The following is an 18,778-nucleotide window of genomic DNA, read 5'->3' as shown; positions in this document are numbered from 1 at the left end:
AGCCTGCTCGCGATGGCGTTTGTTCAGTCAACACTTACATTGACTGGACTACCGCTATCGCGAGCAGGCTCACTCCTACAGTGATATCTGCGTTATTCGGTGCGGCCCGGCAGCATCCGCACGAGGGTGTTATCCCGCACCCAATAATGGTGGAACAACCCCGCCAGCGCGTGCAGCCCGATCAGCCAGTAACCGGTGCTGCCAATCAGTTCATGCCAGTACTTCAGTTGTTTGGCGAAGTCCGGGTCGATGGCCACGGGTGCCGGGACGTGGAAGCCGAAGTACGGGAACGGTTTGTCGGCGGCGGCGAGCATTAGCCAGGCGAGGATCGGCGTGGCGATCATCAGCCCATACAGTGCCAGGTGTGTCAGGTGCGCGATGCCGGTCTGCCACGCCGGTGGCTTGGGGGTGATCGGCGGGCGTGGGCTGAGGCGGCCGAGCAGGCGGATCCAGACGAGGGCGAAGATGCTCGCGCCGAACAGGCCGTGGAAGCCCATCAGCAAGCCGCGTGCTTCGCTGCCCTTGGGCAGGTAGCCCTTGATTTCGACGCATGCGTAGACGCCGACAAACAGCGCCAGCATCAGCCAGTGCAGGGTGATTGAGAGTTTTCCATAACGGGTTACGGCGGTGTCGCGGGTCATAAGCTGCGCCTCGTGATTGTCGTGAGTGACGGCCGATTCGTTCGACCGCCTCGCTCCGGTTGTTGGGCGAACCGACGGCGTTACCCTGCCCGCCCAGTCTTAAGAGAGTCTGAAGACAGACCCTCACGTTAACCTTTTTTCACCTTCAGACTTCGTTAAGAAATGCCTCCGATACTCGCCTCAAACCTATTGAGGGAGGCGTTCTGCCCATGCCCGAATTTGACTGGAACATCGCCCTGCCCCTGCGCTTCGGTCAAGCCGAAACACCGCAGATGACACTGACCGGCGCGCTGCCCGACGATGCCCTGCGAGAGACGTTCGAAGCCTTTATCCAGCAACGTTTTCGCAAGGCCCACGGTGCCGATATCCGCCACTTCATGCCCGAGCTGTTCGGCATGCACAACGGCGACGGCGAGTTGTGCGCCGTGGCCGGGGTGCGTCGCGCGCATCTGGAGTCACTGTTCCTTGAGCGCTATCTGGATGAGCCGATCGAGCCGCTAATCAGCGCGGCGGCGGATCGTGCGGTCGAGCGCAGCGCCATCGTCGAAGTCGGCAACCTCGCCGCCAGCGACACCGGCAGCGCGCGCCTGAGCATCATCGCCATCACCTACCTGCTGGCCATGGGCGGCCTGGAATGGGTGACGTTCACCGGCAACATCGGCCTGGTCAACAGCTTCCATCGCCTGGGTTTGAAGCCAGTGACATTGTGCGCCGCTGACCCGGAACGATTGGGTGACGAGCGTCAACACTGGGGCAGTTATTACGAAAGCAAACCTTGGGTGCATGTCGGCAACATCCGCGCCGGGTTCGTCCATTTGCGCGATATCGGCCTGTTTACTCGCCTGGGTTTGCCGACTTCGATTGAAGGAGCCTGCCATGTCGCTTGAACTGCAACGCTTCCAGGAAACCCTGCGCGACCATGCCCGGCGCAATGACCACGCGACGGCCCTGTGGGGCGACACGCTGAAACTCGATTACGCCACGCTGTACGCCGAGGTGCTGTATCGCCAGGAGCGTTTGCGCGACGAGCAGGCGCAGGTGATTGCGCTGGCGTTGGACAACGGCGTCGACGCGATGCTGTGGGATCTTGCCGTGCTGTTTGAAGGCCTGACCTGCGTGACGCTGCCGCCGTTTTTCAGTGCGGCGCAACGCGCCCATTGTCTGGAGCAGAGCCAGGCCGAAAGGGTGATTGCCGAGCCGGAACTGGGTGCCGAACTGCTCGCGGCCGGCTATGAACAACGTGGCGAGTTCTGGTGCCGCGCGTTCAGTGGCCCCAGTCGTATGCCGGTCGGCACCGCGAAACTCACCTTCACTTCCGGCACCACCGGCACGCCGAAAGGTGTGTGCCTGAACGCCGACAGCCTGCTGCGCGTTGCACGGGAGCTGCATCAGGCCAGCGAAGCCACCGGCCCGCAGCATCACTTGGCGCTGTTGCCGTTGGCGATTCTGCTGGAGAACCTTGGCTGTTACGCCGCGCTGTATGCCGGCGCCATGTTGAGTTTGCCGAGCCAGAAAACCCTCGGCATTCAGGGCGCCAGTGGCGTCGACATTCCGCGCTTGCTCGGTTATCTGGCCAGCCGTGCGCCGGAGAGTCTGATCCTGGTGCCGCAGTTGCTGCTGTTGCTGGTCAGCGCCGCCGAACAAAAAGCCTTCGACCCGCAAACCCTACGCTTTGCCGCTGTCGGCGGTGCGCGGGTCTCGGAGGATCTGCTGCATCGCGCGCAACGAGTCGGGCTGCCGGTTTACGAGGGCTACGGCTTGTCCGAATGCGCCTCGGTGGTGTGCCTCAATCGCCCCGGCGCACGCCGCCCCGGCAGCGTCGGCCGACCGTTGCCGCATGTCGAAGTGCGGCTGGCCGAGGACGGCGAAGTGCTGATCAAGGGCTCGACGCTGCTCGGTTATCTGGGCGATGCGCCGTACGCCGATGAGTGGTGGCCGAGCGGCGATCTGGGCGAGTTCGACCCGGAAGGTTTTCTCTATCTCAAGGGCCGCAAGAAGCACCAGTTCGTCACCAGTTTCGGGCGCAACGTCAACCCGGAATGGGTCGAGTCCGAGCTGACCCAGCGCCGCCACATCGCCCAGGCGTTCGTTTACGGCGAGGCCTTGCCGCGCAATCACGCCCTGCTCTGGCCACATCGCCCGGACTGCACGGACGCCGAACTGGCCGCTGCCGTCGCCGAAGCCAACGAGGCTTTGCCCGATTACGCCCAGGTGCATCAGTGGACGCGCTTGCCGCAACCCTTCAGCGCCGCCAATGGCTTGCTCACCGCCAATGGCCGCCCGCGCCGCGACGCCATCGTCGCGCAGTACCACGGCCAATTGACCGAATCCGCTGTTTCCGAGGAGTCCGCATCATGAGTTTTTTTGACACCCTGCAAGAAGCCACACAACAGGAACGCCACGAACTGTTCAACCTGCCGATCATCGTCGATGCCCTGCAAGGCAAGGTCAGCCTCGACAGCTATCGGGCGTTTCTCGCGCAGGCGTATTACCACGTGCGCCACACCGTGCCGCTGATGATGGCTTGCGGTGCACGCCTGCCGACGCGTCTGGAATGGCTGCGCAAAGCGGTGGCCGAGTACATCGAAGACGAATACGGCCACGAGCACTGGGTACTCAATGACATCGCCGCGTGTGGTGGTGATCGTGATGCGGTGCGCGACGGTCAGCCGTCGTTGTCGATCGAACTGATGGTCAGCTTCCTTTACGACCTGATCGCCCGTGGCAATCCGGTCGGTCTGTTCGGCATGGTCAATGTGCTCGAAGGCACCAGCATCGCCCTGGCCACCCACGCGGCGGGCAGCATTCGCGAGCGTCTGGCGTTGCCGGAAACGGCGTTCAGTTACCTGAGCTCCCACGGTTCGCTCGATATCGAGCACATGCAAACCTACCGGCGCCTGATGAATCAACTCGAAGATCCTGCCGATCAAGCCGCCGTGATCCATGCCTCGAAGGTCGTCTATCGCCTGTACACCGACATGTTCCGTGGCTTGCCGCGTGACGCGGAGGCTCAACATGCAACTGCGTGATGCGCGGGTGGTGCTGACCGGTGCCAGTGGCGGCATCGGCCTGGCCATCGCCGAAACCTTGTGCGCCGCCGGTGCCCACGTGCTCGCGGTGGCGCGGCATCAGGAGGCACTGCTGCCGCTGCTCAAGCGCTACCCCGAGTCGTTGTGCTGGGTCGGCGCCGACCTGACCTTCCTCAGCGACCGCCGTAAAGTGCTGGTCGCCGCCGAAGCCATTGGTGGTATCAACCTGCTGATCAACGCCGCCGGGGTCAATCACTTCGCCATGCTCGAACAGCTGGATGACAGCGACATCAACGCGATGCTGGCGGTAAACATCAGTGCACCGATGTGCCTGACCAAACTGCTGTTGCCGCTGCTCAAGCAGGCCGACAGCGCCATGGTGGTCAACGTCGGCTCGACCTACGGCTCGATCGGCTACCCGGGTTACGCCAGTTATTGCGCGACCAAGTTTGCTTTGCGCGGATTTTCCGAGGCACTGCGCCGGGAGCTCGCCGACACCCGGGTCAGCGTGCTGTACGTCGCGCCGCGCGCCACGCGCACCTCGATGAACAGCGCCGCCGCGCAAGCACTGAACGACGCACTCAAGGCCAACGTCGACGATCCGCAAACCGTAGCCTCAGCGGTGATCCATGCGATTGCCGGTGATCGCCGCGACCTTTACCTGGGCTGGCCGGAACGCTTCTTCGTCCGCCTGAACAATCTGCTCCCGCATCTGGTGGATCGAGGCCTGCGCAAGCAGTTGCCGCTGATCCGCCGTCTCAGTGAAAAACCTGACCACGAGTCGCCAAAGCCATGAAAAAACTATCCGCATGCCTGTTGCTCGCCGCCCTCAGTCAAAGCGTCTGGGCGCTGGAACCGGCCGACCAGCAACGCCTCGAGGGCATCCAGCAGAGCTGGGCGCACATTCAATATGAAGTGGCGGAAAAACAGCGCGCCGCCGCGTTCGAACAATTGGCCAACGAGGCCAACGCGTTCACCACGCAGCGCCCGGCGGTTGCCGAAGCGTGGATCTGGAAAGGCATCGTCACCAGCAGTTGGGCCGGTGCCGAGGGCGGCCTCGGTGCCTTGGGCAAAGCCAAGGACGCCAAGGCTGACCTGGAGAAATCCCTGACCCTCGACCCCAAAGCCCTGCAAGGCTCGGCTTACACCAGCCTCGCCGCACTGTATGACCGCGTGCCCGGCTGGCCCATCGGTTTCGGCGACAGCGACAAGGCCGAGCAACTGCTCAAGCAAGCCTTGCAACTCAACCCCAACGGCATCGACAGTCTGTACTTCTGGGGCGATCACCTCTACCGTCAGAAGCGCTACGCTGAAGCCAAAGCTGCGCTGCTCAAAGCCCAGCAAGCCGCGCCGCGCCCGGGCCGCGAAAGTGCCGATGCCGGGCGCCGCAAAGAGATCGCCGCCCTGCTGGTGGACGTGAACAAGAAACTCGACTGACAGGAGTCCGCGTGCGTTTATTACTGGTTGAGGATGACGTGGCGCTGGGTGAAGGCATTCATCAGGCGCTGGGCCGCGAGGGTTACACCGTCGACTGGCTCAAGGACGGCAGCAGCGCGTTGCATGCGCTGCTCAGCGAAACCTTCGATGTCGCCGTGCTCGATCTCGGTCTGCCGCGCATGGACGGCCTGCAGGTGCTGCGCCGCCTGCGCGACAGCGGTTCGAATCTGCCGGTGCTGATTCTTACCGCGCGCGACGCTACCGAAGATCGCATCGCCGGGCTCGACGCCGGGGCCGACGACTACCTGATCAAACCGTTCGACCTGGATGAGCTCAAGGCACGCTTGCGCGCCTTGTTGCGGCGCAGTGCCGGGCGCGCCCAGGCGTTGATCGAGCATGCCGGCATCAGCCTTAACCCCGGCACCCAGCAAGTCAGCTATCAGGGCCAGCCTGTGGCCCTGACGCCCAAGGAATATCAGTTGCTGCACGAACTGCTATCGCCGCCGGGCCGAGTGATGACCCGCGATCAACTGATGCAGCTGCTTTACGGCTGGAACGAAGAAGCCGAAAGCAACACCCTCGAAGTGCACATCCATCACCTGCGCAAGAAGTTTTCCACCGACCTGATCCGCACCATCCGTGGTGTCGGTTATCTGGTGGAGGAGCGTCGATGACCTCGATCCGGCGCCGCACGCTGACCTTGATCATCGGCCTGTTGCTGGCCGGCCTCGCGGTGCTCAGCACCTTCAACCTGCACGACAGCAACCACGAAATCGCCGAAGTCTACGACGCGCAATTGGCGCAGAACGCGCGCCTGCTGCAAGGCGTGATGCGCATGCCCTTGGCCAGCAAACAGCACGCCGAACTGTACCAGGCGTTCAACTCGGCGCTGGGCGAAGCGGTGCCGCGCGGCGAGGGTCATCCGTACGAACGCAAAATCGCTTTTCAGGTGTGGAATCCTGCCGGTGATGTGCTGGTGCACACCGCCAGCGCACCGTCCTTCAGGGCGCCGCCGACTCAGCCCGGCTTCAGCGATGTGGTGGATCTGAACAATCGGCACTGGCGCGCCTTTCTCCTTGAAGACAAACAGAACGGCCTGCGCATCTGGGTCGGTGAGCGTGACGATGTGCGCGCCGATCTGGTCGACCGCATCGTCCGCCACACCCTGTGGCCGAATGTGGTCGGCAGCTTGCTGCTTGCGGCGATGGTCTGGCTGGCCATCGGCTGGGGCCTCAAGCCCTTGGCGAACATGGCCGAGACCTTGCGCGCCCGCCACAGCGGTTCGCTGGAGCCGTTGCAACTGGCGCCGCTGCCCAGTGAGCTGGAGCCGATGCAGGCGGCGCTCAACCGCATGCTCGCGCAGATTCAGGAAGTGCTTGGCCGCGAGCGGCGCTTTATCGCCGATGCCGCCCACGAAATGCGCACGCCGCTGGCGGTGCTGCGGGTGCATGCGCAGAATCTGCAGGAGGCTGGCACCGAACAGGAGCGCCGCGAATCGCTGGCGTTTCTGATCGCCGGGGTCGACCGCACCAGTCGCTTGGTCAACCAGTTGCTGACCATGGCGCGCCTGGAGCCGAAACCCAATCCGCCGCCGCTGCAACCCATCGACCTCAGCGAAACCGTGCGCAACAGCCTGGTGCAACTGACGCCATGGTTGCTGAGCAAACACCTGGAACTGGCTTTTGAAGACAGCGCTGAACCGTTCAACATCATGGCCAGCCCCGGCACGATCGACATTGCCCTGAACAACCTGATCACCAACGCTGCGAACTTCTCCCCCGAACACGGCGTGATCACCGTGCTGCTCAGTCAGGCCGAGGGTTTCTATCACTTGAGCGTTGAAGATCAGGGGCCGGGCATCGATGAAGCGGACCGCGCGCGCTTGTTCGAACGCTTCTACAGTCGCGGCAATGCCTACGGCGCGGGGCTGGGGCTGACTATCGTCAACACCATCGCCACGCAGTTGGGCGGACGAATCACGTTGGCCAACCGCGCCGAAGGTGGTTTACGCGCGACCTTGTCGATTCCCGACGGGCATCCGCGCCCCGCATCGCAACGCAGCACCCGCGAACCGCCGCAGAGTTGAGCCTGTTGCGGAAACAGAAGCACCATCGCCCGCTGAAAAACAGTGGCCGCGTGTCGGAATCTGATCCAGATCAGTTCCCGGGGCTGACATCGGTGTAGAACAGACTCAGCGCACTCTCCTGCGCGTTGCTCGTTCAGCCCCGATGGAGGCTCATCTCATGCTCACTGTCAAAGACCACAATGACCGCGCGGCGCCGGCCTATGCCGCGCACCAAGGTGAATACTGGATCGAGTCGCTCAAGGATGGCCGCCACGTCTTGATCCGTGCCCTGGCCGCCAAGGATCGCCAACGCGAATATGCCTTCATCAAGCGCTTGTCGCCCGAGTCCCGACACCTGCGCTTTCTCGCGCAGATCAGTGAACCAGGCACCGCGCTGCTCGATCAGTTGATGGACGTCGACTGCAAGCAACGCGCGGCCTTCATCGCACTGGTTCACGAAAATGGCGAATTGATCGAGATCGGCATCAGCCGCTACGCCGCCACGGGCGAGCAGGACTGTGAATGCGCCGTCACGGTCGCCGATGAGTGGATGCACCTGGGCCTGGCCACGTTGCTGATGGAACACCTGATCAAGGCTGCCCGGCACAACGGTTTCAAGCAGCTGTATTCGGTGGATTCCGCCAGCAACACGGGCATGCGCGACCTCGCCCGATCACTGGGCTTTGAAACCCACAGCGATCCTGATGATCCGCACCAGGTCATTCATCGCCTGAGTCTGTAGCGACATTCCTGCGCCCCGCACCTTTAAACGTTGCGGGGTGCGTTGCCGATCACGGCGTGATTGCCACCTTCATCACTCCATCGCGCTGATGCGCGAACAGTTCATACGCGGCTTCGATATCGTCCAGTTTGAAGTGGTGGGTCACCAGCGGCGACAGATTGACGCCACCGCTTTGCACCACCGCCATCAACCGGCGCATGCGTTCCTTGCCGCCGGGGCACAGGGTGCTGACGATGCTGTAATCGCCCAGCCCCGCCGCGAAAGCATCGTAGGGAATGCGCAGGTCCGACGCGTAAACCCCCAGGCTCGATAAGCGTCCGCCCGGGCGTAACACCCGCAAGGCAGACTCGAACGTGCCTTGGGTGCCCAAGGCTTCGATGGACACATCCACGCCGCGCCCGTCGGTCAACGCCATGATTTGCTCGACCACGTCGCCGTCCTTGAAATTGACCACATGGGTCGCGCCCAACTGCCGCGCGACACTCATGCGCTCGGCCACCGCGTCGACGCCAATGATCACGCTCGCGCCCTTGAGCCGCGCCCCGGCCACCGCACACAGGCCGATTGGCCCCAGCGCGAATACCGCAACGCTGTCGCCGATACTGACTTCGCCACGTTCGGCACCGGAGAACCCGGTGGACATGATGTCCGGGCACATCAGCACTTGTTCGTCGCTGAGCCCGTCGGGGATCGGACACAGGTTGGCCAAGGCATCGGGCACCAGGACGTACTCCGCCTGGCAGCCATCGATGATGTTGCCGAATTTCCAGCCGCCGGTGGCGCGAAAACCGTGGCGAGTGTCCGGCCCGTCCTGGGAGCCGCAGCCGCACAGACAGGCGTAGCTTTGACCGCTGGGGGTGATGGCGCCGGCAATCACCCGTTGGCCTTCGAAAAATCCGCGGACTTGTGAGCCGAGCTTCTCGATCACGCCCACCGGTTCGTGACCGACGGTCAAGCCTTTGGCCACCGGATACTCGCCGCGCAGGATATGCACGTCGGTGCCGCAGATCGTCGTGGTGGTGATCCGCACCAGCGCGTCCAGCGGGCCAACCTCGGGGATCGGTTTGTCATCCAGCACGATGCGATTCTTTTCGACGAATATCGCCGCTTTCATCATGGCCATGATCAAGACTCCTGTGCAGGTGTTTGCAGTGAGTTCAGCACCTTTCCAAGGCTGCGCCGAACTGACCGACACAAGGTTGATAACGATCAATCAATGCAGGATTGCGCATCGCCGATGCCGCACGTCGGACGCAGGCATTATTGGGCCGCGTCATTGACAAAGATCAAGCCACGCCCGGCGGCACGGAGCAACATGAACTGACGCCGTTGCGTCTGGCCGGCCAATGCCGCTACCCACAGGAGATTCGTCATGTCCGAGCAAGCACGTTTCATGCTGGTAGCTTCACCGCTGATGAAACACAGCCCTGCGTTCGATCGGGCCGCGGCCCTGGCCAAGGCATCGGGGGCGGCGCTGCACATCGTGGCATTCGATTACCTCGAAGGGCTGGCGACCGCCGGATTGGTCAACGAGCAGGCCCTGGAACAGATGCGCCTGGGTTATGTCGAGCGCCACCGCCAATGGCTAGAGGACCAGGCGCGGCCCATGCGCCACCTCGGCGTGACCGTGACCACGGAAGTGGTGTGGGTCGACAATCCGTTGCGTGAAATCCAGATTCACCTCAAGGAGCAGCCGATGGCCCTGCTGATCAAGGATCTGCAGCACGCCTCGTTCATGTCGCGGTTGATGTTCACCCCGCTCGATGTTCATTTGCTGCGCGAATGCCGGGTACCGCTGCACTTCGTCAGCCATGTCCAGCACGCCCGGCCCCGGCGGATCGTCGCGGCGATTGATCCGTTTCATCGCGACGAGCAATACGCCGACTTCAACGACCGTATCCTGCGCGAGGCCGCGAAACTGGCCAGCCTCTGCGATGCCGAACTGGATGTGGTCTATGCCTACGACCTGTCATCAATCAGCGCCGACGAGTTCGGCTTTGGCAACGCCTCGACGTTTTTCACCGAGGGCAAGGCGAAAACGCTGTTCGATGCGCAAGGCGATGCATTCCGCGAACTGGCCGAGCGCAACGGCATTGCGCCTGAACGCCAGCACATGATCATGGGCAATCCGGCCAACGTGCTGTGCAGCTACGCCGATGCCTATGACATCGACGTGATCGTCATGGGCCGTATCGGCCATCGCGGCCTGGGTCGGTTGATCGGTAGCACGGTGGAACAGCTGTTGTACAAAATGCCCTGCAGCGCCTGGGTGGTGTCGCCGCAAGTACTGGTCGACTGAACGCAGCCGTCCCTCTCGAGGGACGGCCTCAAATCGAACGCTGGTTGACCCGCGCCATCAGTTGCTCGGCGCTTTCCTTGCGCTCGGAGTAGCGGTCGACCAGATGCGCCTGTTGATCGCGCAGCAGCACGGTGAACTTCACCAGTTCTTCCATCACATCGACCACACGATCATAAAACGGCGACGGTTTCATCCGCCCGGTGTCGTCGAACTCCATGTAGGCCTTCGGCACCGAGGATTGGTTGGGGATGGTGAACATGCGCATCCAGCGGCCTAATACGCGCAACTGGTTGACCACGTTGAACGACTGCGAACCGCCGCAGACTTGCATCACGGCCAAGGTTTTACCCTGGGTCGGGCGTACCGCGCCGAGTTCCAGCGGGACCCAATCGATCTGCGCCTTGAACACGGCAGACATCGCGCCATGGCGTTCCGGCGAGCACCAGACCTGGCCTTCCGACCACAGCACCAGCTCGCGCAGTTCCTGCACCTTGGGATGGTCGACCGGAGCGTCGTCGGGCAGTGGCAGACCGGACGGGTTGAAGATGCGCGTTTCGGCGCCGAAGTGTTCGAGCAGGCGCGCGGCCTCCTCTACCAGCAAACGGCTGAACGAGCGTTCGCGGGTCGAGCCGTAGAGCAGCAGGATCCGCGGTTTGTGCGCGCCCGCTTGCGACGGTTTGGCGTTATCGAACAGATTGAGATCGAGGTTGGGCAGTTCGGACATAAATCCTCCTTAAAGCGCGCCGATGCGGTCGAGCTCAGCCTTGAGTTGATCGCGGCTGAGCGAGTGGAAAGGCAGATCGAGGAAGGCCTGACAGCGTTGGCCGATGCGCATAAGGGTGGCGTGAAAAGCCGCGTCGACAGTGGCTTCGTCGCCCTTCACTTCGGACGGATCTTCCAGCCCCCAGTGGGATTTCAGCGCCGGGCCGAAATACACCGGGCAAGTCTCGCCAGCGGCTTTGTCGCACACGGTGATGACGATGTCCGGCGGGTTGCTTTCAAAAGCGTCGTTGCCTTTGCTGTGCAAACCATCAATGGCGATGCCGGCCTGTTGCAGCGTCGACAGGCTGCGCGGCAAGACCTGACCTTTGGGAAAACTGCCGGCACTCACCGCTTCGAATCCCGCTGGTGCCAGATGATTGAACATGGCTTCAGAGAGGATGCTGCGGCAGCTGTTGGCCGTGCACATGAACAGAACTCGCATGGATTGCTCCTACCGCTTTTGGCGGACATCAAAGGCTCAGGCGCAGTGCCAGGGCCGAAAGAGTGATCAACAGAACCGGAAGGGTCAGCAGAATGCCGACCTTGAAGTAGTAGCCCCAGGTGATGCGCAGACCTTTGCGTTCCAGCACATGCAGCCAGAGCAACGTGGCGAGGCTACCAATGGGGGTGATTTTCGGGCCGAGGTCGCAGCCAATGATGTTGGCGTAGATCATCGCTTCGCGAACGAGCCCTTGGGCGTCGCTGGCCTGGATCGACAGCGCACCGATCAGCACGCTGGGCATGTTGTTCATCACCGATGACAACAGCGCGGACAGCAGGCCAGTGCCGAGGGTGGCACTCCATAAACCTTGCTCGGCCAAGCGGTCGAGGACGACGGCCAGCAGGTCAGTCAACCCGGCATTCTTCAGGCCGTACACCACCAGGTACATGCCCAGCGAGAACACCACGATCTGCCACGGCGCATCGCGCAAAACCCGTCGGGTAGCGATCTTGTGGCCCTTGGCAGCGACCGCAAAAAGGATCGCCGCACACACTGCCGCAACGGCACTGACAGGAATCCCCAGCGGTTCCAGTGCGAACAGTCCGACCAGCAATATCAGCAGTGTCCAGCCGCCGACCACGAAGGTGGCGTGGTCGCGAATCGCTGCTTTGGGTTCCTGAAGCGCCTCAACCGGGTAGCGCTGTGGCACATCGCGCCGGAAGTACACAAACAGCACCAGCAACGTCGCCGCGACACTGACCAGACTCACCGGCACCATCACCGATGCGTATTCGGCAAAGCCCAAGCCGAAGTAGTCGGCGGAGACGATGTTGACCAGATTTGATACCACCAGCGGCAGGCTGGCCGTGTCGGCAATAAACCCGGCGGCCATGACGAATGCCAACGTCGCCGCCGGTGAAAAGCGCAGCGCCAGCAACATCGACATGACAATGGGCGTAAGGATCAGCGCCGCACCGTCGTTGGCGAACACCGCCGCCACCGCCGCGCCGAGCAACACGCAGAACGCGAACAATCGATAACCACTGCCCTTTGCCCATCGTGCAACGTGGAGTGCCGCCCACTCAAAGAAGCCGGCTTCATCCAGCAGCAGGCTGATGATGATCACCGCGATAAACGTGGCGGTGGCGTTCCAGACGATGGCCCACACCGTGGGGATGTCCTGCAGCGAAACGGCACCGACGGCCAAGGCGATCACGGCGCCGAACGTGGCGCTCCAACCGACGCCTAATCCTTTGGGCTGCCAGATGACGAGTACGAGGGTGAAGACGAAAACAGCGAAAGCCAGCAACATTTCAGAACTCTCTAAATCCGGATTCAGCAGCAGGCGGCTTCGCGCACCGGACGCCCGTCCATGTTCTGCAGGCGGGCGACGTTGTCCTTTAGCCAATCAGCATTGGCCAGGGACGTCACTTGCAGGATTTCGCGCACCCACGCTGGCAGATCCGGGTTGAGACGGTAATAGACCCACTGGCCCTGACGGCGATCAAGCAGCAACCCATTACTGCGCAGTTGCGCGAGGTGACGGCTGATTTTCGGTTGGCTGTCGTCGAGCGCACACATCAGCTCGCAAACGCAGAGTTCACCTTGATCGGAAATGAGCAGCATGGCGCGCACGCGGGTTTCGTCAGCGAGGCTCTTGAAGACTTCAGTGGGAGTGATCATGGGACGGGCTCATCACATACGGAAATCCGAATATACGGATATCCATATATAAATCAACCCGGCAAATGCCATCGACCAAAGAACCCTGTGGGTGCACCTGTCGTCACCAGCGTTTTCAACAGCGAATGACGACTCCACGGGCCGCAGTACTCAGGCACATGCGCGATCAATCTATATCCGCAGCGGATGTACCACCGGGCGACGTTGTCATCCAGCGTTTCGATCAAGGCATCCACGCACGCCCTTTCAACCGCTAACGCCTCAAGCTTGTGCAACGCCTCAGTACCCAGCCCGGTTCCGCGCCATTGCGCGTCGATCCACAGGTAATTGACAAACAGACGCCGGAATTCGGTTCTGCCGGTAGCGCCGCCGATCAGTGTTCCCTCCTCCATCAGCGCACAGGCGATGGCTTCAGCTTGTCCGCCGCGAGCCTCAGACAAGGCTCGGCCATGCCGTAAGACGCCGTCACTGATGGCCTTCAAGGTGTCCGCATTGATGTCGCGAACGCTAAGCCATTCCCTCATTGCTGCTCTCCATTGCCAAAGGCTTTGGCGCAGTTCAAGCAAAAGCGGCGCCAACAGCAGCACAGCCAAAGAGGATTAACGGCTGCCGGCCTGCGATCTGCCCAGCAACAACCCCTGCTCCGCTTCACATAACCCCACCACATAATCCCAGACCACCCGCAGCCGCACCGACTTGTGCAACTCCCGTCGCGTGCTGATCCAGTAACTGCGCTCGATGCTTTCATCCGGCAGCAACGGCACCAGATCGGGATCCGATTCGGCCATGTAGCAAGGCAATACGGCAATGCCCAATCCCGACCGCGCCGCTTCCTGCTGGGCGATGACGCTGGTGCTATGGAACACCACGCGCGGACTGCGGCAGAAACTGTTGAGAAACATCAATTCCTGGCTGAACAGCAAATCATCGACATAACCAATCCACGCATGCCGCCCAAGGTCTTCGCGACTTTGCAATGGCGGCGCCTTATCGAGATAGCGTTGGCTGGCGTAGAGCGCGAGTCGATAGTCGGTGAGTTTGCGCGTAACCAGCATGTCCGCCGCCGGGCGCTCCAGGTGAATGCTGATTTCCGCTTCACGGTTGAGGATGCTGACGAAGCGCGGCACGGCGACCAGTTCCACTTCCAATCCCGGATAGCGCTCGAACAAGCCGATCATGCGGCTGGCGAGAAACTTGATGCCCAGCCCTTCCGTCACCCCCACACGAATCTTGCCCAGTGGCGCGGTGGATTGGGTGATCTCTTCCTGCGCCAGCAGCGCCACGTTTTCCATCGCTTCAGCGTGTTTAAGCAACGCCTCCCCCGCCGGGGTCATTTCGTAGCCTTGGGCGTGCTGGACGAACAGCGCGGTGCCGAGGCTTTTCTCGATGGCTTCGATGTGGCGGGCGACGGTGGCGTGGGTGGTGTTGAGGCGGCGGGCGGCGGTGAGCAGGCGGCCGCTGCGTTGCAGCTCGAGAAAAAACCGCAGGTCGTTCCAGTCGAACATGGCGTGTCCTTGTCGGCTAAGGTCTATGCAGGCTGTTTGAAAACGCACAGCGGCTGCGCAAAAACTAACATTCTTTTAACGAAAGCTAACAACTAGAGTGTCCGACAATAAAAACAAAAAGCGAGGCCAGGGAATGCAGACTTCCCTCGATGAATACGACTACATCGTGGTCGGCGCCGGCCCTGCCGGGTGCTTGCTGGCCAATCGGCTGTCGGCAGATGCGCAGCAGCGCGTGCTGTTGCTCGAAGCCGGCGGGCGCGACAACTATGCGTGGATTCACATTCCTGTCGGTTACCTGTTCTGCATCGGTAACCCGCGCACCGACTGGTGCTTCAAGACCGAAGAACAACCGGGCCTCAATGGCCGCGCGCTGAGCTATCCGCGCGGCAAAGTGCTCGGTGGTTGTTCGTCCATCAACGGCATGATCTACATGCGTGGCCAGGCCAACGATTACGATGGCTGGGCGGCCGAAGGCAATCCGGGCTGGGCCTGGAACGACGTGCTGCCGCTGTTCAAACAAAGCGAAAACCATTTTGCCGGCGCGGCTGAATTCCACGGCGCCAAGGGTGAATGGCGGGTCGAACAACAGCGGCTGTCATGGCCGATTCTGGATGCCTTTCGCAGTGCCGCCGAGCAAAGCGGCATCGCCAGCATCGATGACTTCAATCAGGGCGACAACGAGGGTTGCGGCTACTTTCAGGTCAATCAGAAATCCGGCGTGCGCTGGAACGCAGCGAAGGCTTTTCTCAAGCCTGTACGTGATCGGACGAACCTGACAGTGCTAACTGGGGTTGAGGTGGATCGCGTGTTGCTGGAGGACGGTCGCGCCTCGAAAGTCAGTGCGCGCCACGAAGGCCAGATCAAACAGTTCAAGGCGCGCAGAGAGATTGTCCTGTGCGCCGGCGCCGTTGGCTCGCCGAGCATTCTGCAACGCTCCGGGATTGGCCCGCGACCGTTGCTCGAACGCTTGGGCATCGGCGTGATTCATGAGTTGCCCGGCGTTGGTGGCAACCTGCAGGATCACCTGCAACTGCGCCTGATCTACAAACTGGAAAACGCCCGCACGCTGAACCAGATCGCTGGCAGCGTGTGGGGCAAGATGGGCATGGGCCTGCGTTATCTGTATGACCGTAGCGGGCCGCTGTCGATGGCGCCGAGTCAGTTGGGCGCGTTTGCGCGGTCGGGGCCGGAGCAGACCTCGGCGAATCTTGAGTATCACGTGCAGCCTCTGTCGCTGGAGCGTTTTGGCGAGCCGCTGCACAGCTTTCCCGCCTTCACCGCTTCGGTGTGTGATTTGCGTCCGCAGAGTCGGGGACGCATCGACATTCGTTCGGCGGATCCGCAGGAAGCGCCGCTGATTCAGCCCAACTATCTCAGCCATCCTGAAGATTTGCGCGTGGCAGCGGATGCGATTCGCCTGACCCGGCGCATCGTCAGTGCCCCTGCCCTGCAAGCGTTCAAACCGGTCGAGTATCTGCCCGGCGCCAACCTGCAAAGTGATGAAGAGTTGCAGGAAGCAGCAGCGAAAATCGGTACGACGATTTTCCATCCGGTCGGCACCTGTCGCATGGGCAATGACGGTGATGCAGTGGTCGATGCGCAACTGCGCGTCCACGGCGTGCCCGGGTTGCGCATTGCCGATGCGTCGATCATGCCGCGCATTACCTCGGGCAACACCTGTTCGCCTACGCTGATGATTGCCGAGAAAGCCGCACAACTGATCCTCAACCCCAACACCAGGAGCAGCACCCCGAAATTGGAGCTGGCCCAAACCCTGTAGGAGCTGCCGAAGGCTGCGATCTTTTGACTTTGGATTTTCCAGATCAAAAGCAAGATCAAAAGATCGCAGCCTGCGGCAGCTCCTACAAAGAACCGCGTTTAATTCAAGGCATCACCCGGACACGCAACACCAGTGGAACAACAAAAACAATCACTGTGAGGGATACCGATATGTCAGAACACGTTCAGCCGCTGGACGCCGTGCGCAGCGTCGAGACCAGCCCGGATACACGCAAAGTCATCTTCGCTTCCTCACTGGGGACGGTGTTCGAGTGGTATGACTTCTTCCTCTACGGCGCCCTCGCGGCGGTGATCAGCAAGCAGTTTTTCGCCGGGGTCAACGACACCACGGCGTTTATCTTTGCGCTGATGGCTTTCGCTGCAGGGTTTATCGTGCGGCCTTTCGGGGCGCTGGTGTTCGGTCGGTTGGGGGACATGATCGGGCGCAAATACACCTTTCTCGCGACGATCATTCTGATGGGCGTGGCGACGTTCTGCGTCGGTCTGCTGCCGACCTACGCCAGCATCGGCATCGCCGCGCCGATCATTCTGGTGGTGCTGCGCATGCTTCAGGGCCTGGCGCTCGGCGGTGAATACGGCGGTGCAGCCACCTATGTGGCCGAGCACGCGCCAATTGGCAAACGCGGCTTCCACACCAGCTGGATTCAGTCGACCGCGACCCTCGGCCTGTTGCTGTCGCTGCTGGTGGTGCTCGGTTGCCGCTACTTCACCGGCGACCAGTTTGAAGTCTGGGGCTGGCGCATTCCGTTCCTGTTGTCGATCGTGCTGCTGGGCATTTCCACCTGGATCCGCCTGAGCCTGCACGAATCGCCGGCGTACCTGAAAATGAAAGAGGAAGGCAAAACCTCGAAAGCGCCGATCCGCGAATCTTTCGGCAAATGGGAAAATCTCAAAGTCGTGTTGATCGCCCTGTTCAGCATCAACGCCGGGCAAGCGGTGACCTTCTACGCGGCGCAGTTTTACGTGCTGTTCTTCCTCACCCAGTTCCTGAAAATGGACCCAGCAGTGGCCAACACCTTGCTGATCATCAGCGTGGTCATCGGCGCGCCGTTCTTTATCTTTTTCGGCTGGCTGTCGGACAAGGTCGGGCGTAAACCGGTACTGATGCTCGGCCTGCTGCTGGCCACGGCGCTGTACTTCCCGATCTTCAAATCCCTCGCCCACTACGCCAACCCGGCGATCGATCAGGCCAGCCGTCAGGCGCCAATTACCGTACTGGCGGATCCGGCAACTTGCACCTTCCAGTTCGATCCGGTGGGTAAAGCCAAATTCGACAGCCCGTGCGACAAGGTCAAAACCTTCCTGGTCAAGCAAGGCCTGCCCTACTCCAGCGCCGCTGCGCCTGCTGGCAGCGCCGTGCAGGTAAGCGTCGGCGATGTCAAACTCGATGGCTTCGACGAGGCTGCCCTGCGCGGCGCGATCACCCTCGCCGGCTACCCGCAACAAGCCGATCTGCAGCAGATCAACAAGCCAATGATCGTCGCCCTGATCGTGGCACTGATCATCATCTCGGCCATGTGCTACGGGCCGCTGGCGGCGCTGATGGTCGAACTGTTCCCGACGCGCATTCGCTACACCTCGATGTCGCTGCCGTACCACATCGGCAACGGCTGGTTTGGCGGGTTCCTGCCGACGGTGTCGTTCGCGCTGGTGGTGTACACCGGGGATATCTTTTATGGGCTGTGGTACCCGGTGTTGATTACCGGGGTGAGCCTGGTGGTGGGGATGATCTGTCTGCGTGAGACGAAGAATATCGATCTCGACAAGAACTGAAACTCAACCAGAAAAATCAATCGGCGAGGGCTTTTACCCTCGCCGTTTTTTTTGCTCAGGCATCTGCCTTGATCACTTCGAACTTCACCTGATCCGGATAAAACGCCACGTAGTCGCGGATCGGTGCCACTGACACTTTCGGATTCTCGTAGGTCCACACCGCGTTCGCCCCTTCATGCCCCGGCACTTGCAGGCTGAAGTAATTGGCATCGCCCTTGTAAGGGCAGTAACTGGTGTGGTCGGTGCGGGCGAAATACTTTTCGTCGATGTCTTCGCGCGGGACGTAATAGACCGGCGGATAGTTGGCTTCGTTGAGAATCATGACGTGGGAAGAAGCGGCAACCTGGATGCCGTGGAATTTCACTATCAGGCAGCCGGAAAGTTGTTCGAGGGTTATGACGGGACTGGGACCGGGGCTTTTCATGGGTTTCTCCTGAATACGGCGAAGAGACCGGTTCAGGTATAGCCCATCGGTTCTGGTTAGGGTGGGTTTACAGCCGAACGGCCCATCAACCTCAAAAGCCCCTCACCCTAGCCCTCTCCCTGAGGGAGAGGGAACCGATTGGGGGATATTGGCGAACTTCACCGACTTGAACGATT

General features: G+C 61.4%; 20 protein-coding genes. 11 read left to right on the top strand and 9 right to left on the bottom strand.

Features of this window, described 5'->3' with window-relative positions:
• Window positions 1–92 precede the first annotated feature (92 nt).
• The gene (locus PMI23_RS27415; RefSeq protein WP_007910700.1) at window positions 93–641 is read right to left on the bottom strand and encodes a cytochrome b; all 549 of its coding nucleotides are present in this window, start codon (window positions 639–641) and stop codon (window positions 93–95) included.
• A 209-nt stretch (window positions 642–850) separates the two neighbouring features.
• Here PMI23_RS27415 and PMI23_RS27410 point away from each other — a divergent pair, with 209 nt between their 5' ends.
• From PMI23_RS27410 to PMI23_RS27375, 8 genes are all read left to right on the top strand, one after another.
• Window positions 851–1,528, top strand: a complete 678-nt coding sequence (locus PMI23_RS27410; protein ID WP_007910695.1) for a thermostable hemolysin — start codon at window positions 851–853, stop codon at window positions 1,526–1,528.
• Window positions 1,518–2,999 (top strand): AMP-binding protein, encoded by a 1,482-nt coding sequence (locus tag PMI23_RS27405; protein WP_007910693.1) that lies wholly within the window; start codon window positions 1,518–1,520, stop codon window positions 2,997–2,999. Before PMI23_RS27410 ends, PMI23_RS27405 begins: the two co-directional genes overlap by 11 nt.
• Entirely contained in the window at window positions 2,996–3,670 is a 675-nt protein-coding gene (locus PMI23_RS27400; RefSeq protein ID WP_007910691.1) for a TenA family transcriptional regulator, read from the top strand. The genes PMI23_RS27405 and PMI23_RS27400 overlap by 4 nt, the downstream gene beginning before the upstream one ends.
• On the top strand, window positions 3,657–4,466 hold the full coding sequence (locus PMI23_RS27395) for an SDR family oxidoreductase (RefSeq protein WP_007910689.1): 810 nt from the start codon (window positions 3,657–3,659) through the stop codon (window positions 4,464–4,466). Before PMI23_RS27400 ends, PMI23_RS27395 begins: the two co-directional genes overlap by 14 nt.
• The gene (locus PMI23_RS27390) at window positions 4,463–5,107 is read left to right on the top strand and encodes a tetratricopeptide repeat protein (RefSeq protein WP_007910686.1); all 645 of its coding nucleotides are present in this window, start codon (window positions 4,463–4,465) and stop codon (window positions 5,105–5,107) included. The genes PMI23_RS27395 and PMI23_RS27390 overlap by 4 nt, the downstream gene beginning before the upstream one ends.
• A gap of 11 nt (window positions 5,108–5,118) precedes the next feature.
• Window positions 5,119–5,781 carry a response regulator gene (locus PMI23_RS27385; RefSeq protein ID WP_007910671.1) on the top strand — a complete coding sequence of 221 codons (663 nt, stop codon included), beginning with the start codon at window positions 5,119–5,121 and terminating at the stop codon, window positions 5,779–5,781.
• Entirely contained in the window at window positions 5,778–7,193 is a 1,416-nt protein-coding gene (locus tag PMI23_RS27380; protein WP_007910669.1) for an ATP-binding protein, read from the top strand. Before PMI23_RS27385 ends, PMI23_RS27380 begins: the two co-directional genes overlap by 4 nt.
• Before the next feature lie 157 nt (window positions 7,194–7,350).
• Window positions 7,351–7,914, top strand: coding sequence for a GNAT family N-acetyltransferase (locus PMI23_RS27375; protein WP_007910667.1), 564 nt, complete (start codon window positions 7,351–7,353; stop codon window positions 7,912–7,914).
• A gap of 49 nt (window positions 7,915–7,963) precedes the next feature.
• Here PMI23_RS27375 and PMI23_RS27370 read toward each other — a convergent pair whose 3' ends face one another.
• Window positions 7,964–9,037 (bottom strand): NAD(P)-dependent alcohol dehydrogenase, encoded by a 1,074-nt coding sequence (locus tag PMI23_RS27370; RefSeq protein ID WP_007910665.1) that lies wholly within the window; start codon window positions 9,035–9,037, stop codon window positions 7,964–7,966.
• Between the two features lie 249 nt (window positions 9,038–9,286).
• On the opposite strand from PMI23_RS27370, the gene PMI23_RS27365 reads away from it, so the two are divergent.
• The gene (locus tag PMI23_RS27365; protein WP_007910663.1) at window positions 9,287–10,213 is read left to right on the top strand and encodes a universal stress protein; all 927 of its coding nucleotides are present in this window, start codon (window positions 9,287–9,289) and stop codon (window positions 10,211–10,213) included.
• Between the two features lie 28 nt (window positions 10,214–10,241).
• Here PMI23_RS27365 and arsH read toward each other — a convergent pair whose 3' ends face one another.
• From arsH to PMI23_RS27335, 6 genes are all read right to left on the bottom strand, one after another.
• A complete protein-coding gene (gene arsH / locus PMI23_RS27360) occupies window positions 10,242–10,937 on the bottom strand; it encodes an arsenical resistance protein ArsH (RefSeq protein ID WP_007910661.1) in 696 nt (231 codons plus the stop codon).
• Window positions 10,938–10,946: 9 nt separating this feature from the next.
• On the bottom strand, window positions 10,947–11,417 hold the full coding sequence (locus PMI23_RS27355; RefSeq protein WP_007910659.1) for an arsenate reductase ArsC: 471 nt from the start codon (window positions 11,415–11,417) through the stop codon (window positions 10,947–10,949).
• Between the two features lie 28 nt (window positions 11,418–11,445).
• Entirely contained in the window at window positions 11,446–12,729 is a 1,284-nt protein-coding gene (locus PMI23_RS27350) for an arsenic transporter (protein ID WP_007910657.1), read from the bottom strand.
• 23 nt (window positions 12,730–12,752) lie between these two features.
• On the bottom strand, window positions 12,753–13,100 hold the full coding sequence (locus PMI23_RS27345; protein WP_007910655.1) for a metalloregulator ArsR/SmtB family transcription factor: 348 nt from the start codon (window positions 13,098–13,100) through the stop codon (window positions 12,753–12,755).
• Between the two features lie 53 nt (window positions 13,101–13,153).
• Window positions 13,154–13,624, bottom strand: coding sequence for a GNAT family N-acetyltransferase (locus PMI23_RS27340; protein WP_007910652.1), 471 nt, complete (start codon window positions 13,622–13,624; stop codon window positions 13,154–13,156).
• A 75-nt stretch (window positions 13,625–13,699) separates the two neighbouring features.
• A complete protein-coding gene (locus PMI23_RS27335) occupies window positions 13,700–14,605 on the bottom strand; it encodes a LysR family transcriptional regulator (protein ID WP_007910650.1) in 906 nt (301 codons plus the stop codon).
• A 133-nt stretch (window positions 14,606–14,738) separates the two neighbouring features.
• Here PMI23_RS27335 and PMI23_RS27330 point away from each other — a divergent pair, with 133 nt between their 5' ends.
• Together PMI23_RS27330 and PMI23_RS27325 are read left to right on the top strand one after the other, a co-directional pair.
• Complete coding sequence (locus PMI23_RS27330; protein ID WP_007910648.1) at window positions 14,739–16,385, top strand: GMC family oxidoreductase; 1,647 nt, start codon at window positions 14,739–14,741, stop codon at window positions 16,383–16,385.
• Window positions 16,386–16,555: 170 nt separating this feature from the next.
• The gene (locus PMI23_RS27325) at window positions 16,556–18,178 is read left to right on the top strand and encodes an MFS transporter (RefSeq protein WP_007910646.1); all 1,623 of its coding nucleotides are present in this window, start codon (window positions 16,556–16,558) and stop codon (window positions 18,176–18,178) included.
• 55 nt (window positions 18,179–18,233) lie between these two features.
• Here the strand turns inward: PMI23_RS27325 and PMI23_RS27320 are convergent, their stop codons facing one another.
• Window positions 18,234–18,602 carry a DUF427 domain-containing protein gene (locus PMI23_RS27320; RefSeq protein WP_007910645.1) on the bottom strand — a complete coding sequence of 123 codons (369 nt, stop codon included), beginning with the start codon at window positions 18,600–18,602 and terminating at the stop codon, window positions 18,234–18,236.
• Window positions 18,603–18,778: the final 176 nt, after the last annotated feature.

Origin of the sequence: Pseudomonas sp. GM24 (assembly GCF_000282235.1) — a bacterium.
GTDB lineage: Bacteria > Pseudomonadota > Gammaproteobacteria > Pseudomonadales > Pseudomonadaceae > Aquipseudomonas.
The sequence above is the reverse complement of the archived record's forward strand: the minus strand, read 5'-3'. Positions and strand labels throughout refer to the sequence as shown.